Source organism: Pedobacter nyackensis, assembly GCF_900176505.1.
In the GTDB taxonomy this organism is placed as follows: Bacteria; Bacteroidota; Bacteroidia; order Sphingobacteriales; family Sphingobacteriaceae; genus Pedobacter; species Pedobacter nyackensis.
The window spans coordinates 128360-155185 of the sequence record NZ_FWYB01000008.1 but is presented as its reverse complement, the minus strand read 5'-3'; the positions used below and the strand labels follow the sequence as shown (position 1 = coordinate 155185).

23 protein-coding genes, 1 tRNA gene and 1 pseudogene are annotated in these 26826 nt (G+C 37.9%); 16 read left to right on the top strand and 9 right to left on the bottom strand.

What is annotated here, in order from left to right; all coding sequences use genetic code 11:
* Positions 1 to 52: 52 nt before the first annotated feature.
* Complete coding sequence (locus B9A18_RS15535) at positions 53 to 1087, bottom strand: DUF4917 family protein (protein ID WP_084290241.1); 1035 nt, start codon at positions 1085 to 1087, stop codon at positions 53 to 55.
* A 236-nt stretch (positions 1088 to 1323) separates the two neighbouring features.
* Here B9A18_RS15535 and B9A18_RS15530 point away from each other — a divergent pair, with 236 nt between their 5' ends.
* From B9A18_RS15530 to B9A18_RS25655, 8 genes and pseudogenes are all read left to right on the top strand, one after another.
* On the top strand, positions 1324 to 2862 hold the full coding sequence (locus B9A18_RS15530; RefSeq protein WP_084290240.1) for a type I restriction-modification system subunit M: 1539 nt from the start codon (positions 1324 to 1326) through the stop codon (positions 2860 to 2862).
* Entirely contained in the window at positions 2855 to 4018 is a 1164-nt protein-coding gene (locus tag B9A18_RS15525; RefSeq protein ID WP_084290239.1) for a restriction endonuclease subunit S, read from the top strand. Before B9A18_RS15530 ends, B9A18_RS15525 begins: the two co-directional genes overlap by 8 nt.
* Positions 4018 to 4671, top strand: coding sequence for an abortive infection family protein (locus B9A18_RS15520; RefSeq protein ID WP_084290238.1), 654 nt, complete (start codon positions 4018 to 4020; stop codon positions 4669 to 4671). The genes B9A18_RS15525 and B9A18_RS15520 overlap by 1 nt, the downstream gene beginning before the upstream one ends.
* Before the next feature lie 52 nt (positions 4672 to 4723).
* Positions 4724 to 5245 (top strand): hypothetical protein, encoded by a 522-nt coding sequence (locus tag B9A18_RS15515; protein WP_200816373.1) that lies wholly within the window; start codon positions 4724 to 4726, stop codon positions 5243 to 5245.
* 13 nt (positions 5246 to 5258) lie between these two features.
* A complete protein-coding gene (locus B9A18_RS15510) occupies positions 5259 to 6071 on the top strand; it encodes a hypothetical protein (protein ID WP_084290236.1) in 813 nt (270 codons plus the stop codon).
* 4 nt (positions 6072 to 6075) lie between these two features.
* On the top strand, positions 6076 to 9300 hold the full coding sequence (locus B9A18_RS15505; protein WP_084290235.1) for a type I restriction endonuclease subunit R: 3225 nt from the start codon (positions 6076 to 6078) through the stop codon (positions 9298 to 9300).
* Positions 9301 to 9544: 244 nt separating this feature from the next.
* Positions 9545 to 9751, top strand: coding sequence for a hypothetical protein (locus B9A18_RS15500; RefSeq protein WP_084290234.1), 207 nt, complete (start codon positions 9545 to 9547; stop codon positions 9749 to 9751).
* Positions 9720 to 10502 (top strand): annotated as a pseudogene (locus B9A18_RS25655) (recombinase family protein); the annotation flags it as partial. The gene B9A18_RS15500 and the pseudogene B9A18_RS25655, both read left to right, overlap by 32 nt.
* A gap of 731 nt (positions 10503 to 11233) precedes the next feature.
* Here B9A18_RS25655 and B9A18_RS15490 read toward each other — a convergent pair.
* The 5 genes from B9A18_RS15490 to B9A18_RS15470 all read right to left on the bottom strand — a co-directional run bounded on the left by B9A18_RS15490 (position 11234) and on the right by B9A18_RS15470 (position 14660).
* Positions 11234 to 11320, bottom strand: a tRNA-Ser gene (locus tag B9A18_RS15490).
* A gap of 94 nt (positions 11321 to 11414) precedes the next feature.
* Positions 11415 to 12410: a YihY/virulence factor BrkB family protein gene (locus B9A18_RS15485; protein WP_084290233.1), complete on the bottom strand. Its 996-nt coding sequence runs from the start codon at positions 12408 to 12410 to the stop codon at positions 11415 to 11417.
* A gap of 9 nt (positions 12411 to 12419) precedes the next feature.
* Positions 12420 to 12827, bottom strand: a complete 408-nt coding sequence (locus tag B9A18_RS15480; RefSeq protein WP_084290232.1) for an acyl-CoA thioesterase — start codon at positions 12825 to 12827, stop codon at positions 12420 to 12422.
* Entirely contained in the window at positions 12828 to 13880 is a 1053-nt protein-coding gene (gene mltG / locus B9A18_RS15475; protein ID WP_084290231.1) for an endolytic transglycosylase MltG, read from the bottom strand.
* A gap of 15 nt (positions 13881 to 13895) precedes the next feature.
* Positions 13896 to 14660, bottom strand: a complete 765-nt coding sequence (locus B9A18_RS15470; RefSeq protein WP_084290230.1) for a PASTA domain-containing protein — start codon at positions 14658 to 14660, stop codon at positions 13896 to 13898.
* A 205-nt stretch (positions 14661 to 14865) separates the two neighbouring features.
* Here B9A18_RS15470 and B9A18_RS15465 point away from each other — a divergent pair, with 205 nt between their 5' ends.
* Positions 14866 to 15852, top strand: a complete 987-nt coding sequence (locus tag B9A18_RS15465; RefSeq protein ID WP_084290229.1) for a D-alanine--D-alanine ligase — start codon at positions 14866 to 14868, stop codon at positions 15850 to 15852.
* Positions 15853 to 15917: 65 nt separating this feature from the next.
* Here the strand turns inward: B9A18_RS15465 and B9A18_RS15460 are convergent, their stop codons facing one another.
* The gene (locus B9A18_RS15460) at positions 15918 to 16706 is read right to left on the bottom strand and encodes a DUF3575 domain-containing protein (protein ID WP_084290228.1); all 789 of its coding nucleotides are present in this window, start codon (positions 16704 to 16706) and stop codon (positions 15918 to 15920) included.
* 124 nt (positions 16707 to 16830) lie between these two features.
* Here B9A18_RS15460 and B9A18_RS15455 point away from each other — a divergent pair, with 124 nt between their 5' ends.
* Both B9A18_RS15455 and B9A18_RS15450 read left to right on the top strand, forming a co-directional pair.
* A complete protein-coding gene (locus tag B9A18_RS15455) occupies positions 16831 to 17412 on the top strand; it encodes a Crp/Fnr family transcriptional regulator (RefSeq protein WP_084290387.1) in 582 nt (193 codons plus the stop codon).
* A 149-nt stretch (positions 17413 to 17561) separates the two neighbouring features.
* Positions 17562 to 17882, top strand: coding sequence for a DUF983 domain-containing protein (locus B9A18_RS15450; RefSeq protein WP_317048241.1), 321 nt, complete (start codon positions 17562 to 17564; stop codon positions 17880 to 17882).
* Here B9A18_RS15450 and B9A18_RS15445 read toward each other — a convergent pair.
* Together B9A18_RS15445 and B9A18_RS15440 are read right to left on the bottom strand one after the other, a co-directional pair.
* Complete coding sequence (locus B9A18_RS15445) at positions 17879 to 19282, bottom strand: MATE family efflux transporter (protein WP_235005337.1); 1404 nt, start codon at positions 19280 to 19282, stop codon at positions 17879 to 17881. The genes B9A18_RS15450 and B9A18_RS15445 overlap by 4 nt on opposite strands.
* Positions 19283 to 19322: 40 nt before the next feature.
* A complete protein-coding gene (locus B9A18_RS15440) occupies positions 19323 to 19742 on the bottom strand; it encodes an acyl-CoA thioesterase (RefSeq protein ID WP_084290225.1) in 420 nt (139 codons plus the stop codon).
* A 170-nt stretch (positions 19743 to 19912) separates the two neighbouring features.
* Here B9A18_RS15440 and rpsO point away from each other — a divergent pair, with 170 nt between their 5' ends.
* The 5 genes from rpsO (at position 19913) to serC (ending at position 26818) form a co-directional block, all read left to right on the top strand.
* Positions 19913 to 20215 carry a 30S ribosomal protein S15 gene (gene rpsO / locus B9A18_RS15435; RefSeq protein ID WP_084290224.1) on the top strand — a complete coding sequence of 101 codons (303 nt, stop codon included), beginning with the start codon at positions 19913 to 19915 and terminating at the stop codon, positions 20213 to 20215.
* A gap of 151 nt (positions 20216 to 20366) precedes the next feature.
* On the top strand, positions 20367 to 22511 hold the full coding sequence (gene pnp, locus B9A18_RS15430) for a polyribonucleotide nucleotidyltransferase (protein WP_084290223.1): 2145 nt from the start codon (positions 20367 to 20369) through the stop codon (positions 22509 to 22511).
* A gap of 127 nt (positions 22512 to 22638) precedes the next feature.
* On the top strand, positions 22639 to 23313 hold the full coding sequence (gene rpe / locus B9A18_RS15425) for a ribulose-phosphate 3-epimerase (RefSeq protein WP_084290222.1): 675 nt from the start codon (positions 22639 to 22641) through the stop codon (positions 23311 to 23313).
* An 8-nt stretch (positions 23314 to 23321) separates the two neighbouring features.
* Positions 23322 to 25703, top strand: coding sequence for a TonB-dependent receptor (locus B9A18_RS15420; protein ID WP_084290221.1), 2382 nt, complete (start codon positions 23322 to 23324; stop codon positions 25701 to 25703).
* A gap of 50 nt (positions 25704 to 25753) precedes the next feature.
* The gene (serC, locus tag B9A18_RS15415) at positions 25754 to 26818 is read left to right on the top strand and encodes a 3-phosphoserine/phosphohydroxythreonine transaminase (RefSeq protein ID WP_084290220.1); all 1065 of its coding nucleotides are present in this window, start codon (positions 25754 to 25756) and stop codon (positions 26816 to 26818) included.
* Positions 26819 to 26826: the final 8 nt, after the last annotated feature.

Sequence of the window (26826 nt, the reverse complement as noted above, 5' to 3'; positions counted from 1 at the left end):
GAGTAAATTGGGGAGTACCTGAATTTATTATTGTTCATAATCTTTAAACTTTTTATCCGTAAAAATTTATGGGATAATCAAAAGTAAATAAGGTGTTTGAATTAAAAAACAGCACCTCTATTGTTGGGAATTTAAGTCTTAGTCTGCTCAATTCCTTTTCAATTTCCTGAAGCTTAGCTTTAGGTCTAATTGAAATTATAATTTGTTTTGTTTTTGATGCGTTTATCGCACTGACAATATGGTCATCGGATTTTGAGAATGAGAAACCGTATACTACTAGAGTCTCAGAGTTTCTATGCTTTAGTCTGTTGTATGCTGATCTTAAGTAATAATTGCTATTTATTGCTTCCCATTTATCTTCCGATTTACCCTCAGCAACATATATAGGGAACTCGTCATAATCCAAAAACTGTTTAATGAGTTTTATAAATTCAATTCCTTCATCTATTTTTTTTAGTTTAAATGTGTAGCCATTTGGAGCAAAAAGAAACAATGCTCCGTGTAAATAAATCAAATTACGTGGATAAATATCGAAATCAACAAATCCGAGTTTACCACTTCCTACGTCTTCATAAAAACCATCGTTAAATTGGTGGAAATTTTCTTTTTTGAGATCAACTAGCATATTGCTGGCAAGAATAATTTTATAGAGAAAAACATCGTAGTTTGTAGTGTATATGTCTGTGAATGGTTCGAAATCTTTTGCAAGAGATCTAAGCATTGTATCTTTTATTTCGGCCGCTGTAGGATGAGTCGCTTGAATAGTAGAGATCAGTCCATTTTTAAGTTGAGATTTTAAATCCCTTACAATCTTCATGTCTTTTTTAAGTATATTCCCTACTTTCTCAGTATTAGAAAGTGCTTCTAATACTATCTCAAAATTGGTAGTGTTAAATCCTTTAAAGATTTCAATGATTTCGTTTGACGCAGACTGATTAAAAAGGTTGCACAATGAATCATAATTAAGGCGGCCGCATAGGTTTATCGAAAAACCATTACCAATTAAAATATCGCTTACATCAAATGAATTCTGGAAGGCTTCAAAATCAAAAACCCCGATGTTAGCCAATTCCTCTTTACTGACCATATTTTTAGAGTTTAGATGTTAAACGTTGTTCGATTACTTTATATAAATCCAATATACTTTCATTTTTCAGTTTTTGGAGAGTTTTATCTAGATTGTTGTCTATTCTACAGAATAATGTAATGTGTTACTTGTGAATCTTTTAAGTTTATATCTCGTTTGCCGAGCTAACAAATTGTAACATTAGGAATTAAAAACTTAATTTAGGAGACAAAAATCGATTAGGAATTTAATAAATAATGGCTAAACAAAAACCAACGAACGAAGAACCTTTAGAGAAACAATTGTGGAAAACTGCAGACAAGCTCCGCAAGAATATTGATGCAGCTGAATACAAACACATTGTTTTGGGTTTAATCTTTCTAAAATATATTTCTGATGCTTTTGAAGAACTATATTCAAAACTGAAAGCAGAGGAAGCAAATGGCGCTGACCCTGAAGACAAAGATGAATATAAGGCAGAAAATGTATTCTTTGTTCCTCAGGATGCCCGATGGCATTATTTGCAGTCGAAAGCGAAACAACCAGAGATTGGAAAGTTTGTGGATGACGCAATGGATGCCATTGAAAAAGAAAATGCTTCATTAAAAGGTGTATTGCCAAAAGTATTTGCCCGACAAAATCTTGACCCTACTAGTTTGGGCGAATTGATTGACCTTGTTGGAAACATTGCCTTGGGTGATGCTAAATCAAGAAGTGCTGATGTGCTGGGACATGTTTTTGAATATTTTTTAGGTGAGTTTGCATTGGCAGAGGGCAAGAAAGGCGGGCAGTTCTATACACCAAGAAGCGTGGTTGAGTTATTGGTTGAAATGCTGGAGCCATATAAAGGAAGAGTTTTTGACCCTTGTTGTGGTTCGGGCGGTATGTTTGTTCACTCCGAAAAATTTGTTACCGAACACCAAGGAAAAGTAAACGACATCTCTATTTACGGACAAGAAAGCAACCAAACTACATGGCGTTTGGCTAAAATGAACTTGGCTATTCGGGGTATTGACAGTTCTCAGGTCAAATGGAATAACGAAGGTTCTTTTTTGAACGATGCACACAAAGACCTTAAAGCAGATTACATTATTGCCAATCCACCGTTCAACGTGAGTGATTGGGGGGGGGATTTAATGCGAACAGATGGACGTTGGCAATATGGAACTCCGCCAACGGGCAACGCCAACTTTGCTTGGATGCAACATTTTATTTATCACCTAGCACCAAGTGGACAAGCAGGTGTAGTATTGGCAAAAGGTTCTTTGACCTCTAAAGCATCAGGCGAAGGCGATATAAGAAAAGCCTTAGTTGAAAACGGTTTGATTGATTGCATTGTAAACTTGCCTGCCAAGTTGTTTTTAAATACACAAATTCCCGCTGCATTATGGTTTATGAGCCGCAACCGTAGAAACGGAAAATTCAGAGACCGCAGTAATGAAATTTTATTTATTGATGCCCGAAACCTTGGACATTTGATAAACCGCAGAACCCGAGAACTTTCACAGGAAGATATTGACAAAATTACGAACACTTATCACAATTGGAGAAACCTAGAGGGCAAATATGAAGATATTGCTGGTTTTTGTGCCTCTGCACCAATAAGTAGGGTAAAAGAATTAGACTACATCTTAACTCCTGGAAGATATGTTGGCTTACCTGATGAAGAATATGATTTTGATTTTAAAGAACGGTTTGCTGCATTGAAAGCTGAACTGGAAGCACAGTTAAAAGAAGAAGCCCAATTAAATGAGATTATTTCTGCTAACCTTTTAAAGATTAAAATCAATGAGTGAGTGGAAAGAATATAAACTTGGTGACATAACAAATTGGTATTCTGGCGGGACTCCATCAAAAGATAAAAAAGATTATTGGGGTGGGAGTATTCCTTGGATTAGTGCAAAAACCATGACTGATTATCAGGTAAGTTCTTCTGAATTAACTATAACAGAAAATGGATTAGCAAATGGTTCTCGGCTAGCGATTGAAAAAGACATTTTACTTTTAGTTAGGGGGAGTGGTTTATTTATTGACATTCCTATTAATATAGTTGAAAAACCTGTTGCTTTCAACCAAGATATAAAGGCTATTAGAGCAAAGAATCCTGAACTACAAGATTTCATTTTTTTTTGGTTGCAAGGAAATAAAAAAGGATTAAATGATATTCTTGAGGAAACTGGAATTGGAGCTGGAAAATTTGATACTGATTTATTGAAAAAACTTGATATTTCAATTCCTACAAATAAAACTGAATTCGATTTTATTGTTCAGACGGCCAAAGCAATATTCGACAAAATAGACTTGCTGGAACGCCAGAATGCTGCCTTAGAAAAAATGGCGCAAACGTTGTTTAGGCAGTGGTTTTTGGAGGAGGCAAATGATGAGTGGGCTATTAGTTCATTAAGTGAAATGGCTAACTTTTTAAATGGGTTAGCTTGTCAGAAATTTCCACCGAAAAATGATTTAGATAAACTTCCAGCTTTAAAAATTAAGGAATTAAGCAGTGGCATTAGTGAAAATTCAGATTGGGTGAGCACTGATATAAAACCCGAATATATTGTAAAGAATAGCGATGTAATTTTTGCATGGTCGGCTTCATTAATGGTTAAAATTTGGGATGGACAGGATTGTATTCTAAACCAGCATTTGTTCAAAGTAACGTCAGAAGATTATCCAAAATGGTTTTACTATTTGTGGTGTAAACATCACTTAACAGAGTTTATTTCTATTGCTGCCAGTCATGCAACCACAATGGGGCATATTAAACGTGGAGATTTGGACGAAGCGAAAGTTTTAATTCCGAGCCCTGAAGAACTGGGTGCGATGACAGAACAAGCAGAGCCTTTGATTCAGAAAATAATTGCAAATAATATTCAAATAAATACACTAATAAAACTTCGTGATTCATTACTTCCAAAATTAATGACTGGTGAAGTAACAGTTGAACAATAATGAATAAGCTAAAAAAGACAATAGAGCAATATGGGCGTTGGGCTGTTCTTACAATGTATGTTGAAAGAATAGAAACACACATTGATTCTGACTTTAGTCTTTGTGCCGAAAATTCTAAAGCACTTTTAGAAAGTATATCAAAACAAATTTGCAAAGAAAAAGCCATTCTTTTAGTAGGAGATGAAAGTGTCAATAAACTTGTAAAGTTTGCATTTGAGGCTATTGGGTTTGAAAAAGAAAATTATATTAATACTATTGGGGGGTCATTGTCTTCAATAGTACATCAAATTGGAAATTTACGAACTTCAATTGGTTCAACTTCACATGGTAAATCACTTGAAGAATTAGAGTTGAGAAATCACAATATAGATTTTTTGACCAAGGAATTTCTCATAACTACCGTTGAAATTGTTGCATGCTTCCTAATACGGAATTTTGAAAACGAAAATCCACATAAGCAAAAAGAAACCTTAGAAGAAACCTTGAATTATAGGGATGCAGAAGAATTCAACGAGTTTTGGGATGATTCATTTAGCGAATTTGAAATGGGGAACTATGCCTATTCAGCTAGCGAAATATTGTTCAATGTAGATAAGCAAGCATACATTAATGAATACAACGCCTTTTCTGCAAGTGAAATAATCGAAGAATGATAAAAATTAAAGAAAATATAAAAAATGCATTTTCCAGTAAATTTTAAATATAATGAAAACTTTGTATCAACTATTTTTAGCATTCAATTCAACTTGGTTGATAGCTGTAGTTTTTCTGGTTAAAGAAAAATATAAGTTCAATTTTTTGAATGAATTCCCTACTTATTATTCTTGGGTTATTTTTGTGTTAATACCAATTATCTTAACTGCTTTTAGTTTTCTAATTGCAATGAGATTGCCTAAAGATAGATTGCAAAGCAGCTCGGTTAAAGAAATTGAGTTAGCAAATAATAATTTCTTACCCACTTATTTAGGATATTTTTTTGTATCCCTCGGTGTAAATGACGTTCCTACTTTAGTTGTGGTTTTTATGATGATCTACGTTTTCACATTCTTATCACAGACACTTTATTTTAATCCGATTTTTTTGCTTTTTGGTTATCATTTCTATTTTATAAAAACATCAGGTAGTGTCAAAATATTCTTAATCACGAGAAGGCAATTGAAAACGCCTGGAGAGAATGGTTTTGAAAAACTAAGAAGAATTAATAACTACACATTTATCGAACTCTAATCAAAATAAAGATATGGCAAACTATATTTACGGAAAAGTAAAAAGAAAACAGAGCATTTTCAGGGTTATTGAGACAGAAGCTGAGGTTTATGATACTGCACAGTTAAACTTAAATGGTGTTGAATACAATCCGGCAACATTGATAGAAAATGAAGAATTATATCAACTATCCGACTTTTCTCAGTCTGGATATTCATTTGATTTTATAGACAATGATCTAGATTCCGTAAACCATGATCAAATAGCTAAGGCTGATCTGAAAAAGCTTTCCTTCATATGTACAGTGCAAGAAGACTTATATTTCTTCCAAATAATTAACTCTAGTTTTTATGTCAGTAAAAAATGGTTTTCTATTGATGAGTTAGCATTGGAAACGAACAAACCAATAATAACCATAAATCCCTTTGCTGATGCAATTTATGATAAGCTAAGGGACATCCTTTATTTTAAAAAGCTGACAGCAGCGCAAAAAATATTTAAAGGAATGGATCAATTGTACAGGGAGGCAACTGATGCAGAAACCGCAACATTCTTAGCTAATGAATTTCTTGATGTAAACGACAATTTTATAACTGGGAATGTAACTATTCCCAACAGAAAGCGGATTGCATTGGTTAATGAAACTTTGAACCGGTTTTCTGATGACGAAAAACAAGCTATCTATAATTATACTAACCAATATGGGCAAGTTACTTATGCAGACGGGAAATTTAAAATAGAAACAGATGATGATTTAAAGTTTGTTCTTTGGGGCATCGAACAACGTTTTTACACTACACATATTGGTGGTGAAAAAAGGGTAGCCAACTCAATTATTAGTATCTGATAATATGTCTCGTATAACTGAAAATATTATAGAAGCCTTTGCCATTGAATTGCTCGATAAACTTGGCTATGAATATCTCTATGCTCCCGATATTGCACATGATGGTGAAAATCCTGAAAGAGATAGCTATGCACAAGTTTTGTTATTAAACAGGCTGAAAACTGCTGTTAAGAGAATTAACCATGGTATTCCAGCGGATGCACAAACTGAAGCTATTAAAGAAATTCAGCGGATTGTTTCGCCTGAGTTACTTATAAACAATGAAACATTTCACCGTTTATTAACCGAAGGAATTTCCGTTTCAAAGCGTATAGATGGTGAGGACCGGGGCGATAGAGTTTGGTTGATTGATTTTAAAAATCCACATAATAACGATTTTGTGGTGGCTAATCAATTTACAATTATTGAAAATGGAATCAACAAAAGACCTGATGTCATTCTTTTTGTAAATGGAATTCCATTAGTATTAATTGAATTGAAAAATGCAGCGGATGAAAAGACCACCTGTAATTCCGCATTTAAACAAGTGGAAACATACAAAACGGTTATTCCAGGATTATTTACCTACAATGGTTTTGTAATAATTTCTGATGGATTGGAAGCCAAAGCAGGTTCAATTTCTGCGGGTTTTAGTCGCTTTATGTCATGGAAATCGTCAGACGGAAAAGCCGAAGCATCTCATTTGGTAAGTCAATTAGAAACTTTGATTCAAGGAATGTTGAACAAAGAGGCCCTAATTGACTTAATCAGACATTTTATTGTTTTTGAAAAATCGAAAAAACAAGATGTAGAAACTGGTATCACAACAATATCAACAGTAAAAAAAATAGCGGCATATCATCAATACTATGCCGTAAACAGAGCAGTTGAGTCAACTTTGAGAGCAACAGGCTTTACTGTAGAACACGCAACGCCAGTGAGCATGGTCATGGAAGATCCAGAAAGTTATGGACTGCCGGGAGTAAAAAAACAACCCATAGGCGATAGAAAAGGTGGCGTTGTTTGGCATACACAAGGAAGCGGAAAATCATTATCTATGGTTTTCTATACAGGTAAAATAGTGTTGGCATTAGACAATCCAACCATTCTTGTCATTACCGACCGAAATGATTTGGACGACCAACTGTTTGATACCTTTGCCGCATCCAAACAACTACTGAGACAAGAACCCATTCAGGCAGACGATAGAAACCAATTAAAAGACTTGCTGAAAGTGGCTTCTGGCGGTGTGGTATTTACAACCATTCAGAAATTTCAACCCGAAGAAGGCAATGTTTATGAAATGCTTTCTAACAGAAAAAACATCGTTGTAATTGCAGACGAAGCACATAGAACACAATACGGATTTAAAGCGAAGACGATTGATGCCAAAGACGGACAAGGAAATGTAGTAGGAAAGAAAATAGTTTATGGCTTCGCAAAATATATGCGGGATGCTTTACCTTATGCAACATATTTGGGATTTACAGGAACACCCATTGAAAATACAGATGTAAACACACCTGCAGTTTTTGGGAGTTATGTTGATATTTATGATATAGCCCAAGCCGTTGAAGATGGGGCAACCGTTCGCATTTATTACGAAAGTCGTTTGGCGAAAGTGAATTTAAGTGAAGAAGGCAAACAATTGGTTGATGACCTTGATGATGAACTGGAACAGGAAGATCTAAGTAATACACAAAAGGCAAAAGCAAAATGGACACAGTTGGAAGCTTTGGTTGGGAGTAATAATCGAATAACAAATATCGCCAAAGACATTGTTGCTCATTTTAGTCAAAGACAGGAAGTGTTTGATGGCAAAGGAATGATTGTTTCAATGAGCCGTAGAATTGCTGCCGATTTATATGAAGCAATTATCGCCTTAAAGCCAGAGTGGCATTCTGTCGATTTAAATAAAGGTGTTATTAAAGTAATAATGACTTCGGCTTCTTCTGACGGTCCGAAAATTTCAAAACATCATACCACTAAAGAACAAAGAAGAGCCTTAGCCGAAAGAATGAAAAATCCTGATGATGAATTACAATTAGTAATCGTCCGGGATATGTGGCTTACAGGTTTTGACGCACCAAGTATGCACACCCTTTACATTGACAAACCAATGAAAGGACATAATCTGATGCAAGCCATTGCCCGAGTAAACCGAGTTTACAAGGACAAGCCAGGCGGTTTGATTGTAGATTATTTGGGCATTGCAGCCGACTTGAAAAAGGCTTTGGCATTTTATTCTGATGCTGGTGGTAAAGGCGACCCAACAATCCTTCAGGAACAAGCAGTTCAATTGATGTTAGAGAAATTGGAAGTTGTTTCTCAAATGTATCATGGTTTTGAGTATGAAACCTATTTTGAAGCAGATACTTCAAAAAAACTATCTATGATTCTTGCTGCAGAAGAACATGTTTTAGGGTTGGATGATGGAAAGAAGAGATACATCAACGAAGTTACAGCATTATCAAAAGCATTTGCTATTGCCATTCCTCATGATCAAGCAATGGATGCAAAAGACGAAGTTTCGTTTTTTCAAGCAGTAAAAGCAAGGTTAGCAAAATTTGACGGTACAGGTTCAGGCAAAACAGACGACGAAATTGAAACAACCATTCGACAAGTCATTGACAAAGCTTTAGTTTCTGAAAAGGTGATTGATGTATTTGATGCAGCAGGGATAAAGAAACCCGATATTTCTATTCTTTCAGAAGAGTTTTTAATGGAACTAAAAGGAATGGAACATAAAAATGTTGCATTGGAAGTTTTGAAGAAACTTTTGAACGATGAAATAAAATCAAGATCAAAAAAGAACCTTGTAAAAAGCAAGACATTTTTAGAAATGCTGGAAAATTCCATCAAAAGGTATCACAGCAAAATCTTGACAGCAGCTGAAGTAATTGAAGAATTGATAAATTTAAGCAAGGATATTGTTGAAATGGACAATGAAGCCAAAACAATGGGCTTGACAGATTTTGAATATGCTTTTTACACAGCAGTTGCCAATAACGACAGTGCAAGAGAACTCATGCAACAAGATAAACTGAGAGAACTTGCGGTTGTGCTGACAGAAACCATAAGACAAAACGCATCTATTGACTGGACAATTAAGGAAAGCGTAAAAGCTAAATTGAAAGTTGCAGTTAAGAGAATTCTAAGAAAGTTCGGTTATCCGCCTGATATGCAAATGTTGGCGACAGAGACGGTTTTAAAACAAGCAGAAATGATAGCAAATGAAATAACAATTTAAAACGGCGTATAATAATAAGTTGCCACCTCGACAAAATTACTTAAATGAGTAGTTTAATATTCAGTTCGGGGTGTAGCGTAGTCCGGTATAGTGTATGCTTTGGGAGCAGGAGGTCACTGGTTCGAATCTTGCCTCCCCGACTTGGGGGGCAGGCTAAAATTACTAATCTTAGGGGACACCCCGTAAAACTCCCTGAAATTCGAATCTCAATATTTTTACTATTGCATCCTAAATCAAGGTGCCTATGGATGAAACATTAATACATACTCCTAATGCTGTTTCAAAAGAGCATAAGGAAATAAAAGGAGAATGCGGAGCTAATGTGATTGAAAAAGAAGGGGATACTTCAGGAATAGCACATAATTTGTTAAATTTATTAGCAGAAGTGGTGGTAGAAAATATAGTAAAGAAAATAAGAAATGGATGCAATCGGGTACATAAGGATAAGTAAAAAGGATCAGTCTACACATTCCCTTGACTATCAAGAAAAGGCGATTAGAGATTATTGCGATCGTAATCACATCCTGTTAGGCTCATTGTTCGTCGATGATGGGGAAAGTAGTTATACCTTTGACCGACCGGATTATCAGGCCTTGGAGCGCTTTATAAAGGGCAATAAGGGCAAAACTAAAGTCAGATATCTTATCGTTTTTGATCATGATCGTTTCAGCCGGAATCTTCCGGAGGCTTTGCAAAAGATTGAATCATTGGAAAAAAAGTATGGATTGAAAGTAATTGCAACCAGTGAACCTTTGGATATTGATACTGCTGACCCTTCAGTATTTCTTTTAAGAGCGTTTAAATACCTTATTGCAAATCAAGAACTACTAACCATTCGCCGTAGGGCCAAAGTGAGTGCTAGGCACGCACAGGAATCAGGTCGCTATATCAATAAGGCTCCTTATGGTTATATAAATGGAAAGCTGGCAGGAGGGAAGATGGTATTGGAAATAGATGAAACCAAAGCCTATATCGTTGAAAAAATCTATCGTGATTTTCTTTCTGGGGTTCCAAAGTTTATCATTTCCAAAGAGGTGAAAATATTGGGCTTTCCAAATAGTGGCAATAGTTCTATTCACCGTGTTCTGATTAATCCACTATACGCTGGATTGGTGAGGGTTTGTGCAAGTGGTAATCTCCCAGAGAAAATTGTAAAAGGAATCCATAAGGGCATTGTGAGTGAATCTCAATATTATCGGGTACAGGAAATGCTGGGACTGGCGAAAAGAGCGATGAAATCAAAACCAAAGGATGAGTTTCCATTGAGAGGGATTTTAAAAAGTCCTTGCTGTAATCTAAATATGACTGCAGGTTGGAGTAAAGGCAAGAATGCTTATTATTTGTATTACCGCTGCATTAAGCATAGTAACGTTAATATTCCGGGATCTTTACTACATGATAAATTTGAGGTGTTATTAAAACATTTGAGTTTTTCTCAGGAGTTTCTGGATAAACTAATTAGTAGAGTTACCACACTGGCTAAAGGAACGTTAAATATTTCTGAACAGCGTAAAAAAAATCTGGAAGGGCAGCTTAAAGCAATTGATCTTAAGATTGAAGGGGTAGAGGAGAAGCTGTTTGAGGGCATCATCGTTGACCATACCTACAAAAGATGGATGGTCAAATTCCAGAATGAAAAAGCCAGTCTTATGGAAGCGTATAGATTTTCGGAAACTCTTGAAGATACTTTACATCAGGAATTGTTATTAATGCCTTTCTTATTGAACTTGCCCCAGGTTTATAAGGATTCTTCGTTGGGCCAGAAACATGCGATTGTTAATGAGGTGTTCAAACAGGGACTCACATTTAAAGAGGGGGTGTTTAGAACACCTTTCATTAATCCGGAATTTGAATGTAACTTGTTGATTCTTAAAGAAAAAGGGCTGCTCTTTGTAGAGCAGCCCTCTCGGGAAATTAGTCCAGTCCCCTTATGCGGAGAGTGGGGGATTCGAACCCGCGGACCCTTTGACAAGTCAACAGTTTTCAAGACTGCCGCAATCGACCACTCTGCCAACTCTCCGCGACAAAAGTACAAACTCTGATCGATTCTGCGAATTATGGAAAGGATATTTTTTTGAAAAGGGGGTAACGTATTAAAACTGAGATAGAAAAAATTATCTTTTCTCTATTTTTTGGTCGATTGGGGCCGTTTTTTTGAACATATTGAAGTTCGGCTTGATGATTTTTACACTGCGTTTCGACAAATCTACACTTGCGTTCAGCTCAAAACCGATTAATAAGATCAAAGAATTTAAGTAAAGCCAGATCATCAGGACTATTAAGACGCTGATCGAACCATAGATTTTATTGTAGGAACTGAAATTGTTAATGTAGTATGAAAATCCTAGAATAGTTAAAAAGGCAAGGATGGTAGCCAACCATGCTCCAGCACTAAAAAAATGCCATTTCTTAGCCGCATGAGCAGGACCGTAGCGGTATAAAATAGATATGGTAGCGAAATATAAAACACCTAGTAGCGAATACCGTGTGAATTGAATCAGGTAAGTAACGAAGTTGCCCTTTATTCCTAACTGATTGTTGATGTAATTTAAGGCATACTCGCCAATAAACATCGCTGTGATACAAATGATAACCGACAAGGCAATGGTAATGGTTAACACAATTGCAATCCATCTTTGCTTTATCCAGCTCCGGGTCTCTATAATTAATGATGATTTGTTAAAAGCCATCATAAGGCTATGCACACCATTGGTGGCAAAAATCAGTGACAAAACAAAACCGAACGACAATAGCCCTCCATTCTGCTTGTTGACAATCTCATTTAAAGTCGCTTCAAATGCTTTAAAGGCATCGCCAGGTAATATCAGCTGGATAAACTCCATCAGTTGATCCTGGAAGCCTATACGCTTAGGAATAAAAGGGATCAGTGTAAACAAAAAGATAATAGCAGGAAATAAGGCCAACATGAAGTTATAGGCCAGCGAAGAAGCTTTATTGATTAAAGAATCTTTCCCAATCTCCTTGAAAAAGAAGGAAGCAACGGTGTAAAGGGGCAGGGGACTGAATCCGGGAAGTACACATACTTTTGTCCAGTCTATAAACAACGCATAATACCTGATTTTTAATAGCTGCCTATGTACCCAATCCATCCATCAAATTTAGTTAAAATATCCCCTTAATTTCTCCAGGAAACTCTCAGGAGGAGCGCATGGTCTGTTCTTAATCATATCTACAAACACTAACGTGGTGTTACCTATGTTGATAAGCTCCTCAGCATCGTTAAATAATTCGTACTTAAAATGAATCCTAACCCCAGGTAAATCCTGAATGGTGGTTATAATCGTGATCTCCTGATCGTATAAGGCTGGCTTAATGTATTTGCAGTTCAGTTCCAGTACGGGCAACATTACCCCATTATTTTCCATTGATGCATAATCCATGCCCAGGCTTCTCAGCATTTCTACCCTTGCAACCTCGTAATATTCTGCATAATTACCATAGTAAACATATCCCATCTGGTCTGTCTCACCATACCTCACCCTAACCTTCGTACTATGTGTATACATCTATTTGAAAATGTTTCTTTTGTTTAAAGCCTCTCTGTATTTCTTCGCGTTCAGCTCATGCTCCTGTACAGTAACTGCAAAGTTATGGTAACCCGAAAAATCTTCCTTCGCACACATGTAGATATAGTTGTTCTGCTCCCTGTTCAATACCGCATCAATAGCATTGATACTTGGCATCATGATAGGGCCCGGAGGCAAACCTGCATATTTATAGGTATTGTACTTCGATTGTACTTTTAACAATGAATTGGTTACGCGTTTTACCGTGAAATCATCGTTTGCAAAAATCACTGTCGGATCTGCCTGGAGCAAAATACCTTTGTTCAAACGGTTTAAATAAAGACCTGCGATAATTGGCATTTCTTTGTCGTATAAAGCCTCTGAATCAACAATTGAAGCCAATATCGAAACCTGAATAGGCGTAAGGTTTAATGCTGCTGCCTTTTGCTTACGTTCACTGTTCCAAAACTTCTCATATTCGGTATGCATCCTGTCGAAAAACTCCAACGCAGTTACATTCCAGTACATTTCATAAGTATTAGGAATAAACATCACATAGCTGTTATCCTTATTGAATCCGTATTTTTCTATCAGCGCAGCTGAATCAAGGACACTCATGAAAGTCAACGAATCCGGTTCTAAGTTGTTGGACAGATAACCTGCAAAGTTTTCCTTTTTTCTAAGGTTTTGAAATTTAAGCTTTACCGGATCCTGGTTTCCAGACTTCAGCATGTTGATGATGCTGCGGTTATTCATCCCTTTAGTCAGTTTATAGCGACCTGGTTTTAAAGCACGGGCCAGATCCATTTTGGCGGCGGCCTGACTAAAAGTACCGATCTCTGTTAAAGCATCGTTTCGGCGAATCTCCTCAAACAAACCATCAAGGTTGCTACCGGTTCTTACATATAGGTATTTCGCTTTTCCAGTTGTGTTTGGAGCGAAGTAGACAGTATAAAATTTTATTCCAAAATAGCCACCTACTATTAAAATAGCCAGTAAACCTACCAGTAGAATTTTAACACTGGTTTTCATGCTTTTCTTTTCGTTAGTCATATACTAAAATAAATATTATTTGTTGGAGAAGGTGATGTTAACCGGAGTGCCTTTTTTAATCTTAATCAAAGAATCTGTTGCAAAAGGATCCTGTCTGATGACAACCGCATTGGCTGAATCTGTAACTGTGCCCTCATAACTGATCACACCAAGATTTAGCGCCCCCTGTCTAAGTACAAATATAGCCTCATCCTTTGTCAAGCCAATTAGTGGTGGAATTTCGACCTCTTCATTTCCTTTACCATCACCAAGTACCAGGTCAATTCTTGAACCTTTCGGCAGGCTTTCTCCTGGTTTAATAACTTGTCCGCCAAAGGTAGCCTGTAAAACCACATCTCTACTTACGTCAGCTTTATAAGTAGTGTCACCAAGTTTTAATCCAAAGCTTTCAATTAAAGCCTGTGCCTCTGTCAGGGTTTTTAATTCTACATCCGGGAATTTCGCATTTGGTGCAAGCGCAGTATTAATGGTCAGATAAATTGTACGATTCGATTTTACAAAAGTACCTGCATTAGGATCCTGATCAACAACAATGCCCGGAGGCGAATCCATAATGTAAACCGAATCCACTTCGTAACGAAGTCCCAATTCTTCAAGCTTATTAACGGCTTGGGTAAAATCGAGTCCTTTAAGAACAGGTACGTTTAATCCTTGTCCATGTTTCGTATAATATCTTAAGCTAAAGAAAGCAACCATTAAAAGCACCACGACGGTAAGTACAGCAGCGATAAGGTTGTTTCTAAAAGAGGTGGTCTTTAGATAAGATATGAATTTGCCCATATTGATTTGTTTTCTTTTAAGGTATAACGGCCAAATTTAGGCTAAAAAAATATTTTATTGGAAATAAAATAACATCTGCACCAACTAATTTATATTTGTGCTGTGCTGAAATACGCTCGTCGTCCTGAGCACTGACACGATTTATTCAGGATCTCCTGGAATTTTAAGAAGATTAATACGTGGTATATAAAAAGATATTAAACCAATGAAGAAAGTTATAGCGTTGCTTACCGGAGGAACTACCGGAGAATGGGTGATTTCGGTTAAAAGTGCAGCTACCATAGCACAAAATCTAGATACTAATAAGTTCGATGTATATAAAATTATGCTTACCCAGCAGGGCTGGTTTTATGAACCTGCTGATTCTGTTAAAGTTGAAGTAGATAGAAACGATTTTTCTATCAATTTAAAAGGAAGAAAGATCACCTTTGACGGCGTATTCATCGCTATTCATGGTGCCCCGGGTGAAGACGGTAAACTGCAGGGATATTTTGATATGCTGGGTTTACCTTATACTACCTGCGATGCACTTACTTCTGCAGTAACGATGAATAAGGGGTATACCAAGGCAATTGTAAACGGCATAGATCAGTTACACATTGCGAAGTCTGCACAGATATTTAAGGGTACAGAATATAGCCTGGAGCAGATAAAAAAAGACCTTAAAACACCATACTTTGTAAAACCTAATAATGGTGGCAGCAGTATTGGTATGACCAAGGTTAACCATGTGAGTGATCTTCAATTGGCTGTGGATAAGGCTTTCAAGGAAGATGACCAGGTATTGATCGAGGAATTTATTTCAGGTAGAGAATTTACAGTAGGGGTAGTGAAACTGGACGGACAGATTACCGTATTGCCGGTTACGGAAGTGGAGACAGCTAAAGAGTTTTTCGACTTTGAAGCTAAATATACTCCGGGTGTAGCTACCGAAACTACTCCGGCGCCAATTAGAACTGAAACCCGTGCAAGGGTAGAGGAAATTGCTAGAAATGTATACCGCAAATTAAATTGTCGCGGGGTGGTACGTATAGATTTTATTTTATCAGAAGATGAAGGTGATTTTTACTTCATTGAGATCAATACAATACCCGGACAAACTGCTACCAGTTTTATACCGCAACAGGTGGCTGCCGCAGGTATGAAACTAAATGATTTTTATACCAAGCTGATCAGAGAGACAATAGGGTAGGTACTACATAAAAAAGCCTGGCACAACTAATTGTGCCAGGCTTTTTTATGTCTTTATTTTTGCTTTTAGAATCTGAAACCGATACTTAAACCGGCTCTTACATTTGCCCACGGACCATCAAAGTCAACTTTTGCACCTTCCGCATTAACTTCAGATTTAACTTTAATTAATGGAAGGTCTTCAAGATCTTTAAGTGCTTCTCTTAATGCATCCTGCTCGTCTGCATCAAATCCACTTGCGCTCTTGCCCGAAATGTTGCCTTTAGAAGTACCATAACTAGCCCCTAAAATCCACCAATCCAGGTAAACCAATTTGCTCAATTTCCATTGTGCACCGAATAGTAAGCCTCCGGTTAAGGTAGTTACATCACCGCTAAGGTTTATTTGTTCTTCTCGGGTTACTGTATTCGTTCCATTAGTTACTTCTACTTCGAAGTTAAAAGGAACTTCAGCATTGTATTTTGCATATCTCGCAAATGGAGCTACATAGAAGCCTCTGAATACACCTTTACCGGTATAGAATCTAATTTCAGGTGTAATGGCAAAGTTTCCCATTTTGAAATCTTTGATGCTATTCCATGTTTCCTCATCGTCGATTAGTTTTTCTACGTTTGATTTAAATGGAACGTTCGATTTTGGTGCAAATCTAACTCCGACTGCCGCAGAGATCTTTTTGCCAATGGCACGCTCGTATTGAAATGAATAGTTTTTTAAGGCTAATGCCGCGATATTCCATTTCACAAGGTTTTTGCCATCTTTCTCAACTTTAGTCTCCTGAGCGTTTATTGTTCCTGCAGAACAGAAAACCAGCGTAAGTAACAATAGCAATGAATTTTTAGTAAAGTTTGTTTGCATAAATTAAATTTTAAATTTGTGTTTTATGCTCAAAGGTACATTAATTAATAGTTTACAAAATACCTAATAGTAGGTATTTTTTGAAATGTTTTTTTGCCTTAGAAGAAAGGTTAATACGATGTATATGATTATAAAATACCTGCTAAGCAATAACTACCTGCCTGTCAGCTACAAAAAAGGGGCGGTTGTTTACGAGCCGGGTGCACAACCGAAGGCTGTGTATTTCATTAAAAGTGGCGAAGTGCGAATGGTGACGGTGAATGATGAAGGCAAAGAGTTTATACAGGGGATTTTTAAAGCGAATCAATATTTTGGTGAACCTGCTCTGTTGCTAAATAAGCCCTATCTTGCTTATACCATAGTAAGCAGGGATGCTGAAATTATACCCGTAAATAAACAAGACTTTTTTAAACTGATCGAAGAAGATCGCGCTTTTAGCATGGAACTCATCAAAACTTTAAGCAATAGGTTATTTTACAAATCTATGATGCTCGAAGAATTGGCTAATGAGCAGGCCGAACACCGTGTGAAAACACTCCTTACATATCTGCTTAAAAGCCTTGAAAAAGGCGATTTATTAGACATTACAAGGCAGCAACTGGCCGATATGAGTGGTTTAAGAGTGGAGACGGTGATCCGCATTGTTAAGAAATTAACAGATCAGAAAGTATTGAAATTGTATAAAGGAAAGATCATTAAAGAATAATTATGATCTATGTCATAAATTTACGCAACAGGGGTTGCGTATCTTTGCGGAAACAAAAAGATAGATAGATGAAACCGATCTCAAAACTACAGGCAATAATAGAGTGTAAATGTCCGAGATGTCGCGAAGGCGCTATTTTTTCAGGCAACATGTATAGTCTTAGATCTCAAACGACAAACGAGTATTGCCCTACCTGTCACCTGCGCTTTGAGCGCGAACCTGGATTTTTCTATGTAGCAATGTTCGTCAGCTATGCCATGAATGTAGCAGAGATGATTACGATAAGTGTGGCTGCATATATTCTGGGACTCGCATTAGTCTACGAAAATCTTTGGATCTACGCTGGAATCATTTTGGTAGGTGTATTGTTATTCGCGCCCTTCAATTACCGTTATTCACGTGTTATTCTATTACATTGGTTAACTCCTGGCTTAGGGTACGACCCCCAAGCCAAAGAGGTTAAACGTTAAACTTTAACTGTCTTCCATTTTCCTTTTTTAAACAGGATAAAGGAAGCAATAGCAATACATGTTTCGGCTACCGGTATGGCAATAAACACGCCTACCGGGCCCATGTTCAGTTGTTTTGCCAATATATAGGCTAAAGGAATCTGAAACATCCAGAAACCAAACAGGTTAATCCAGGTTGGCGTCCAGGTATCGCCGGCACCATTAAAGGTGCTCATGAGTACCATGCCCATGCCGTAGAAGATATAACCCATGCTCATGATTTGTAAGGCAGTTATGGCCATTTCCTGAATCAGGACATCGTTGGTAAAGAATGCAATGAAATAATTGCCCCCAATAAAAGTAAAGATCATAACCGATAGCATATAAATGACGATGTATTTGCCCGTCTTTATGACCGATTGCTCTGCTCTGTCGAGCTTCTTAGCTCCAAGGTTTTGTCCCACTAAAGTAGCCGAAGCATTACTCATTCCCCAGGCAGGCAGCATAAAGAACATCATTAACCGCAATGCTGTTTGATATCCTGCTGATCCATGATCGCCACCGGTTGTAGCCACCAGCTGCGCCAGAAATATCCAGCTGCAGGAAGCGATAACAAATTGAAAAATACCCGGAGTAGCGATTTTAAGTAAGGCCTTAATCTGCTCCCAGTGTGGTGTTAAATAAGCAAGTTTTACCTTTAAAACGCTTTTGCCATTAAATAGATGATACAATTGGTAGCAAACACCTATACCCCGGCCAATTGAAGTAGCCATTGCGGCTCCGGTTAAACCGAACGCGGGTATTGGTCCGAAACCATTGATTAGAACCGGACATAAGATGATGTTGGCAATATTGGCTATCCATAAACTTTTCATGGCTATGGCTGCATTTCCGGCTCCCCTGAATATCCCGTTGATAAGGAACAGTAATACAATGATCACACTTCCCCCCAACATGATGCGCATGAAAGGAGTACCCTGAATGGCTGTTTCTGCCGAAGCGCCCATTAGTAATAAAATGTCAGTAGCGTAAATTACACCTATCACGCTAATGAGGATGTTGAGCGCCACCGAGATAAAGATGGCTTGCATACCCGCTTTTGCAGCAGCCTTGGGGTCTTTTTCGCCAACCCTGCGGGCTACCACCGCTGTGGCTGCCATACTCATGCCAATGGCCAATGAATAGATGATCGTAAGTACCGATTCCGTTAAGCCTACGGTTTGAATAGCGTGACTGCTGTTGTGCAGGTGACCAACGAAGTAGAGGTCGACCAACGCAAAAACAGACTCCATGGCCATTTCCAACATCATTGGAATCGCCAGTAGGAGTACAGCCCTACGAATACTCCCTTCTGTATAATCGAGTTCTTCGCCCTTAATGGCTTGTTTTAAAAGTGTAAAAATTTGAGATAGCTTGCTCATTGAAGCTGTTGTTAATTGTGACATAAAAGAGAGGAAGGATTTATATACTATAAGCTTTGATCATTTCTTCGTTCACTTTGCAGCCTTTTCCGGTTGTCGTGTCGATTATCACATAGTCAAACCAGCCATCAGAAGCGATCTTGCCTGTACGTTTGTTTTCAATTTCAAACTGAACACGACAACCTTTTTCGTTAATCGTAAGGATACCTGTGCGGATCAGAATCACATCGCCCAATACAAGCGGACGTTTAAAATCTACCAGGGCAGTACGTACCACCCATCCGAAACCGCTCTTTAAAAAAGATTCCATAGGCATCTTGTAAAATTCGGCCATTTGATCGTAGCGCGCAGCCAGTACATAATCAAAGTATTTGCTGTTGTGTACGTGGTTAAACATGTCTATATCATCAGGACGGACCTTTAACTCAGTTTCAAATATGCTGTATTGATTTTTTTCCATAGGAGTGTTTATAAGATGCCGCAAAAATAGGGTTTACTATTTACTTATATCTGCTATAATCTTGTAAATTAAAACCATATGACATTTGAGATATAGTTGCTTATCATTAAAACATACGCTATCTTTGCACCCAATTAATTAATTTATAAACACTTTAGTATCATTCAAGAATGTATTTAAGTAAAGAGTCAAAAGCCGAAATTTTCAAAAAACACGGCGAAGTAGAAACAAACACGGGTTCTGCAGAAGGTCAGGTAGCGTTATTTACATATCGTATTGCGCACTTAACAGAGCATTTAAAGAAAAATCGTAAAGATTTCTCTACTCAGTTATCACTACAAAAATTAGTAGGTAAACGCCGCGGTATCTTGGCTTACCTGTTTAAAAAAGATATTAATCGCTACCGTGCTATCATTAAGTCTTTAGGACTGAGAGATATCATTAAGCCTTTGGGGTCGAAAGACGGCAAATAAGCGTATTTGTATCAAAGAAAGCCATTCTTTAAGGATGGCTTTTTTACTTTTCTGATAAAATTGTTTAAGTTTTATCTTAAGTTTGAAAAAACAAAAAACATATATAAACAAGGTGTGTCGAAAGAGGAAAATACACCACAACTATTTTTAAATGAATGTAATAAAAAAATCGTTCGATCTGGGCGATGGAAGAACAATTGAAATCGAGACAGGTAAATTAGCTAAACAAGCTGATGGTTCTGTAGTTGTAAGAATGGGTGATACCATGCTTTTAGCTACTGTAGTATCTACAGTAGGTGCAAAAGCAGGTGTTGATTTTTTACCTTTATCGGTAGATTATCAAGAGAAATATGCTGCTGCAGGACGTATTCCGGGTGGATTTCTTCGTCGCGAGGCCAGGTTGTCAGACTATGAGGTTTTAATCTCTCGTTTGGTTGACCGTGCTTTACGTCCGATGTTCCCTGAGGATTATCACTCAGATACACAAGTAATGATCTCGTTGATCTCTTCTGATAAAAATATAATGCCTGATTGTTTAGCTGGTTTAGCGGCATCTGCTGCTATCGCGGTTTCAGATATTCCTTTTAACGGACCAATCTCTGAAGTACGTGTTGCTAAAATTGATGGTCAATTGGTAATTAACCCTTACGTAAGTGATTTAGAACGTGCTACAATGGAATTCCTTGTTGCAGGTACTGAAAGAGACATCGTAATGGTGGAAGGTGAGTGTGATGAGATCTCTGAAGCTGAAATGGTTGAAGCGATTGAATTTGCACACAAAGCTATCGTTATTCAGGTTCAGGCTCAGAAAGAACTTGCTGAATTAGTTGGTAAAACAGTAAAACGTGCTTATTCTCATGAAAACAGCAACCCTGCATTAAGAGAAGAAGTATTTGCTGCTACTTACGATAAAGTATACGCTATTGCAAAAAGCAATACCAGTAAAGGTGAGCGTACGGATGCATTTGCTGCTATCTTAGCAGAATTCGTACTTAGTTTAGGTGAAGGTATTGACGAGGTGACTAGTTTCTTAGCTAAAAAATATTTCCACGATGTACAATATGATGCCATCCGTAACCTGGTATTAGACGAAGGAATTCGTTTAGATGGTCGTGATGCACGTACAGTACGTCCTATCTGGAGTGAAGTTAGTTATTTACCTGCTGCTCACGGATCGGCTGTATTTACACGTGGTGAAACTCAATCATTAACTACTGTTACTTTAGGTTCTAAAGATGATGAGCAAATGATTGATGGTGCATTCATCAATGGATACAACAAATTCTTATTACACTATAATTTCCCTGGTTTCTCAACTGGTGAGGTTCGTCCGAACAGAGGAGCTGGCCGTCGTGAAATTGGTCATGGTAACTTAGCAATGCGTTCATTGAAGAAAGTATTGCCAGGATTGGAAGAAAATCCATATACCATCCGTATCGTTTCTGATATCTTAGAATCTAACGGTTCTTCATCTATGGCAACTGTTTGTGCTGGTACATTAGCATTAATGGACGCTGGTATTAAAATCAAAGCTCCGGTATCGGGTATCGCTATGGGTTTAATTACTGATGAGAAAACTGGTAAATATGCTATCCTTTCTGATATCTTAGGTGATGAAGATCACTTAGGTGATATGGACTTTAAAGTTACTGGTACTGAAAAAGGTATCGTAGCTTGTCAGATGGACTTAAAAATCAATGGCTTGAAATGGGAAGTGTTAACAAACGCTTTAAATCAGGCTAAAGAAGCTCGTTTACACATCTTAAATGAGATGAAGAAAACGATTTCTGCACCTCGAGAGGATTACAAAGACCATGCTCCACGTATCGTTTCTCTAAGTATTGATAAAGAATTTATCGGTGCTGTAATCGGGCCCGGTGGTAAAATTATTCAGGAAATGCAACGTGAAACCGGCGCATCAATCTCTATCGAAGAAGTTGGTAACAAAGGTATCGTTGAGATCTTTGCTGATAATAAAGCTGCAATTGATGCTGCTGTTGCACGTATCAACGCTATCGCTGCTAAACCTGAAATCGGTGCAACTTACGATGGTAAAGTGAAATCTATCATGCCATTTGGTGCTTTCGTTGAAATCATGCCAGGTAAAGACGGTTTATTGCATATCTCTGAGATTGCATGGGAGCGTTTAGAAACTATGGAAGGTGTGCTTAAAGAAGGTGATAAAATCCAGGTTAAACTTTTGGATGTGGATAAACAAGGTAAAATGAAGCTTTCTAGAAAAGCATTATTGCCTCGTCCTCCAAGACCAGAAGCAGCACCAGCTGAAAACAAATAAGATTAAGTTTTAACTTAATATAATTTTTTCCGGAATTCAGGTAAACAGAAAACCCCGCAAATTGCGGGGTTTTCTGTTTACACGGGTTATTTAATTATATTTACAACATTAACAATGCCGATCGAATATGAAACACCTTATAGCACCTTCCGTACTTTCTGCAGACTTCGCAAACTTGCAACGCGATATTGAAATGATCAATTCAAGTGGCGCTGATTGGTTTCATGTGGATGTGATGGATGGTGTGTTTGTGCCTAATATTTCTTTTGGTTTTCCGGTGCTGGCCGCACTAAACAAATATGCTAAGAAACCGCTGGATGTACATTTGATGATCGTTAATCCCGATCAGTACATTGAACGCTTTGCAGCTGCAGGAGCCGAATTGATTACGGTTCATTACGAGGCTTGTACCCATTTGCACAGAACGATTCAGGCTATCCATTCAGCTGGTTGTAAGGCTGGTGTGGCTTTAAATCCACATACGCCGGTAGCCTTGCTAAAAGATATACTGGTTGATCTGGATATGGTGCTGATCATGTCTGTAAACCCGGGTTTCGGGGGGCAACAGTTCATTCCCAATTCATTGAATAAAATTGCCGAGCTAAGGGCTATGGCAGCACAGGTAAATCCTACGTTGCTGATAGAGGTTGACGGGGGGATAGGTATTCACAATGCCGACTCGCTGCTGCAGGCCGGCGCGAATGTTTTGGTAGCTGGGAATGCTATATTTGGCGCTACTTCACCTACTGAAATGATTGCGGCTCTTAAACAGGTTGATGGCAGAAGCATACAGCAATTGTAAAATTATAAATGCTCAGAACCTGCCTCTTACTGTTTGCTGTTTTTCTTGGGTTTACGCAGTTAAGTGCGCAGCCCCTGGTAAAGATATCGGGTAAGGTAACAAATGAAACAGGACACGCTTTGCCGCAGGTTACAGTTGCCATATTGGGACAAAGCCAGTCGACCATTACCGATGCCCTTGGCGTTTACCATATCTATTCTAAAAGCAAAAGCTTTACTTTAAAATATACGTTTCTGGGATATAATCCGGTTCAGATCAATATAAAACAGGATAAAGCCGGCCGTATCATACAGGATGTGGTATTGAGTATCAATCCCAATGAGCTGGAACAGGTAACCATCACCAATAAACAAAACCAGTTAAGTAATACCGTTACGATAAATATTTCTGATCTGGCATCTATGCCATCCGTATCAGGGAACTTTGAGGCTATTCTGAAAACCATGCCCGGAGTATCGCCTAATAATGAACTGAGTGCCCAATACAGCGTGCGTGGCGGCAGCTTTGATGAGAACCTAATCTATGTGAATGATGTAGAGATCAGCAGACCTGTGCTGGTTAGAAATGCGCAGCAGGAGGGGCTTAGTTTTATCAACAGTGATTTACTGAGTTCGGCAAAGTTTTCTGCCGGCGGGTTTGAGGCACGTTATGGCGATAAACTCTCATCAGTACTGGATGTAAAGTATGATAAACCGGATAGCAGTACTGCTATTTTAAATGCAGGCTTACTAGGTCTGGCTTTCAGCTCTAAAATTGTGACCACAAACAGTTATCTGCTGGCCGGGATTCGATATAAAAACAATTCAGGAGTATTAGGGAAGCAGGATAATAAAGGTGTTTATACGCCCAATTTCACAGATGTACAGCTGGTTTATAACTATAATTTGTCGCCTGAATTTAGCGTGAATGTACTGGGTAATTTTAACAGCGGTGTATTTAGGTTGATTCCCGAAAGTCGTGAAACCGAGTTTGGTACGCTAAACTCGAAGGTACGGCTGGATGTTGATTATGACGGTGAAGAAAAGGACAATTATCAGACCACAGGTGGGGCTGTAGCCTTAAAGTTTATTCCCCGGTCCAACTACGTATTGAAATGGATAAATAGTTATTTTAATACCGATGAAAAGGAGCATCTTGATGTAGGGGCCTGGTACAGATTTAATAAAGCTGGAGCTGGCTTTGGCTCCGGAAATACGGAAAGCAGGATTGGACGGTATACCAATTATGCGATGAATCTGCTGACCTCAAAAACATTTAGTTCTGAATTGAAATCTGACCAGACTTTTAGCAGTCATACTTTTTCCTGGGGACTAAGGTATGAACGAAAGGATTACAACGATGACCTGAATGAGTCTTATAAGATAGAGCAGGAAGGTGTTCTTGTGGATAATAAGGATAGCTTTTATCAGGGTAACAACATCAGCATACAAAATAAACTGGCTATTCAGTACTATACAGCCTATGTGCAGGATAGTTATGGCCTGTCGGCCACCACAAACCTTCAACTAGGACTTAGAGGTAGTTATAACGACCTGAGTAAAGAGTTTTTGCTGAGCCCGCGATTGCTGCTGGCTTATCGCCCTGCGCGTAACAACAAGATCTTTCGTTTTACCACAGGCGTGTATCAGCAGGCGCCTGATTACAGAAGTGTAAGGGATTTTAACGGGATGCTTAATTTGAATCAAAAGGCACAACGTGCTTACAATACTTCGGCGGGACTGGACTACGCATTTGATGGCTTGGGTACGCGTTTAAAATTCAGTTCTGAAGTTTATTTTAAATATCTGGACAGACTGATTCCTTATATGATGGATAATGTAAGGTTAAAATACCTGGCCGCGGATGAGGCAAAAGGTTATACCTATGGTGCTGATTTTAGCGTAGGAGGGGAGTTTGTTAAAGATTTGCTGTCCTACTTCAGAGTGTCGTTTATGAGTGCCAAACAAGATGTTAAAAACGATGGTTTAGGGTATTTAAAACGGCCCACAGATCAGCGGGTAAATTTCTCAGCTTACTTTCAGGACCGCTTGTTAAACAGTCCTACTTACAAGGTGCATTTAAGTTTGCTTTATGGATCTCAATTACCTGTGGGATCGCCACTTGCCGCTCGATATTCCGATGATTTTCATATCCCTGCCTATAAACGTGCAGATATAGGTTTTTCTAAAGATTTTTTAGATGATTTTTCGATAAAAAAACCGGTTTTTTTAGATAAATATTTTAGTTCGTTTACAGCATATGTAGAAGTATTTAATTTGTTAAACATCAATAATACAGTTTCTTATTTGTGGTTGAAAGATGCGGATAACGTACAATATGCGGTTCCTAACTACTTAACAAGCAGGAGGCTCAACCTAAAATTGGTGCTTAAGTTTAAAAATTCGAAATAATAACCGACATAAAAATGTTACATTTACCACCAATAAAAATACTATAAAAAATGAGACACAATTTCGGCGCGGGACCCTGTATTTTACCTCAGGAAGTATTCAAGCAAGCATCAAGGGCTGTATTAGATTTCAAAGACGGCCTGTCTATTCTAGAGATCTCTCACCGCACACCAGAATTCGAAGGTGTTGTTGAGGAGACCGGTAAATTGGTTAAAGAATTGTTAAACGTTCCTGCCGGTTATTCCGTGTTATTTTTGCAAGGTGGTGCCAGCTTACAATTTGCTATGGTACCGATGAACTTGTTGCCTGAAGGCAAATCGGCAAGCTACCTGGAGACAGGTGTTTGGGCTAATAAAGCCATTAAGGAAGTGAAGTTTTTTGGAAAAGCAAATATCATTGCTTCATCAAAAGATTCGAACTATACCTTTATTCCTAAGGATTATTCAATTCCTGAAGACAGTGCTTATTTCCATTGTACTTCAAACAATACCATTTATGGAACGGAAATGTTCAGCTTACCTGAAACTAATGTTCCTGTTGTTTGCGATATGTCGTCTGACATTATGAGCCGTGTAATTGATGTTTCTAAATATGACCTGATTTATGCAGGTGCACAAAAGAACATTGGTCCTGCAGGTTTAACGATCGTAATTGTTAAAGATGAGATCTTAGGTAAATCAGGTAGAGCTATTCCTTCTATGCTGGATTATCAGATTCATATTGATGGTGGATCGATGTACAACACACCACCGGTATTTTCTATTTATGTAGCTATGTTGAACCTGAGATGGTTAAAATCTAAAGGTGGTGTAGCTGAAATTGAGAAAGAAAACATCGCGAAAGCGAATGCTTTATATACGGAGATTGACAGAAATCCTTTGTTTAAAGGTACTTGTGCAGTTGAAGACCGTTCAAGAATGAACGTTTGCTTTGTAATGGAAAATCCTGAATTGGAAAAACCATTCCTGAAGTTTGTTGAAGAAAATGGTATTGAAGGATTGAAAGGTCACAGAAGTGTGGGCGGTTTCAGAGCTTCAATGTACAACGCATTGCCAATTACAAGTGTACATGCCTTAATAGAATTAATGCAGATTTTTGCAGAGAACCACAAATAAAATTAAGT

Excerpts from the sequence above, each read along its gene's own strand:
- B9A18_RS15535 (WP_084290241.1), bottom strand. The coding sequence starts at position 1,087 with ATGGTCAGTAAAGAGGAATTGGCTAACATCGGGGTTTTTGATTTTGAA.
- B9A18_RS15530 (WP_084290240.1), top strand. The coding sequence starts at position 1,324 with ATGGCTAAACAAAAACCAACGAACGAAGAACCTTTAGAGAAACAATTG.
- B9A18_RS15525 (WP_084290239.1), top strand. The coding sequence starts at position 2,855 with ATGAGTGAGTGGAAAGAATATAAACTTGGTGACATAACAAATTGGTAT.
- B9A18_RS15520 (WP_084290238.1), top strand. The coding sequence starts at position 4,018 with ATGAATAAGCTAAAAAAGACAATAGAGCAATATGGGCGTTGGGCTGTT.
- B9A18_RS15515 (WP_200816373.1), top strand. The coding sequence starts at position 4,724 with ATGAAAACTTTGTATCAACTATTTTTAGCATTCAATTCAACTTGGTTG.
- B9A18_RS15510 (WP_084290236.1), top strand. The coding sequence starts at position 5,259 with ATGGCAAACTATATTTACGGAAAAGTAAAAAGAAAACAGAGCATTTTC.
- B9A18_RS15505 (WP_084290235.1), top strand. The coding sequence starts at position 6,076 with ATGTCTCGTATAACTGAAAATATTATAGAAGCCTTTGCCATTGAATTG.
- B9A18_RS15500 (WP_084290234.1), top strand. The coding sequence starts at position 9,545 with ATGGATGAAACATTAATACATACTCCTAATGCTGTTTCAAAAGAGCAT.
- B9A18_RS15485 (WP_084290233.1), bottom strand. The coding sequence starts at position 12,410 with ATGGATTGGGTACATAGGCAGCTATTAAAAATCAGGTATTATGCGTTG.
- B9A18_RS15480 (WP_084290232.1), bottom strand. The coding sequence starts at position 12,827 with ATGTATACACATAGTACGAAGGTTAGGGTGAGGTATGGTGAGACAGAC.
- mltG (WP_084290231.1), bottom strand. The coding sequence starts at position 13,880 with ATGACTAACGAAAAGAAAAGCATGAAAACCAGTGTTAAAATTCTACTG.
- B9A18_RS15470 (WP_084290230.1), bottom strand. The coding sequence starts at position 14,660 with ATGGGCAAATTCATATCTTATCTAAAGACCACCTCTTTTAGAAACAAC.
- B9A18_RS15465 (WP_084290229.1), top strand. The coding sequence starts at position 14,866 with ATGAAGAAAGTTATAGCGTTGCTTACCGGAGGAACTACCGGAGAATGG.
- B9A18_RS15460 (WP_084290228.1), bottom strand. The coding sequence starts at position 16,706 with ATGCAAACAAACTTTACTAAAAATTCATTGCTATTGTTACTTACGCTG.
- B9A18_RS15455 (WP_084290387.1), top strand. The coding sequence starts at position 16,831 with ATGATTATAAAATACCTGCTAAGCAATAACTACCTGCCTGTCAGCTAC.
- B9A18_RS15450 (WP_317048241.1), top strand. The coding sequence starts at position 17,562 with ATGTATAGTCTTAGATCTCAAACGACAAACGAGTATTGCCCTACCTGT.
- B9A18_RS15445 (WP_235005337.1), bottom strand. The coding sequence starts at position 19,282 with ATGAGCAAGCTATCTCAAATTTTTACACTTTTAAAACAAGCCATTAAG.
- B9A18_RS15440 (WP_084290225.1), bottom strand. The coding sequence starts at position 19,742 with ATGGAAAAAAATCAATACAGCATATTTGAAACTGAGTTAAAGGTCCGT.
- rpsO (WP_084290224.1), top strand. The coding sequence starts at position 19,913 with ATGTATTTAAGTAAAGAGTCAAAAGCCGAAATTTTCAAAAAACACGGC.
- pnp (WP_084290223.1), top strand. The coding sequence starts at position 20,367 with ATGAATGTAATAAAAAAATCGTTCGATCTGGGCGATGGAAGAACAATT.
- rpe (WP_084290222.1), top strand. The coding sequence starts at position 22,639 with ATGAAACACCTTATAGCACCTTCCGTACTTTCTGCAGACTTCGCAAAC.
- B9A18_RS15420 (WP_084290221.1), top strand. The coding sequence starts at position 23,322 with ATGCTCAGAACCTGCCTCTTACTGTTTGCTGTTTTTCTTGGGTTTACG.
- serC (WP_084290220.1), top strand. The coding sequence starts at position 25,754 with ATGAGACACAATTTCGGCGCGGGACCCTGTATTTTACCTCAGGAAGTA.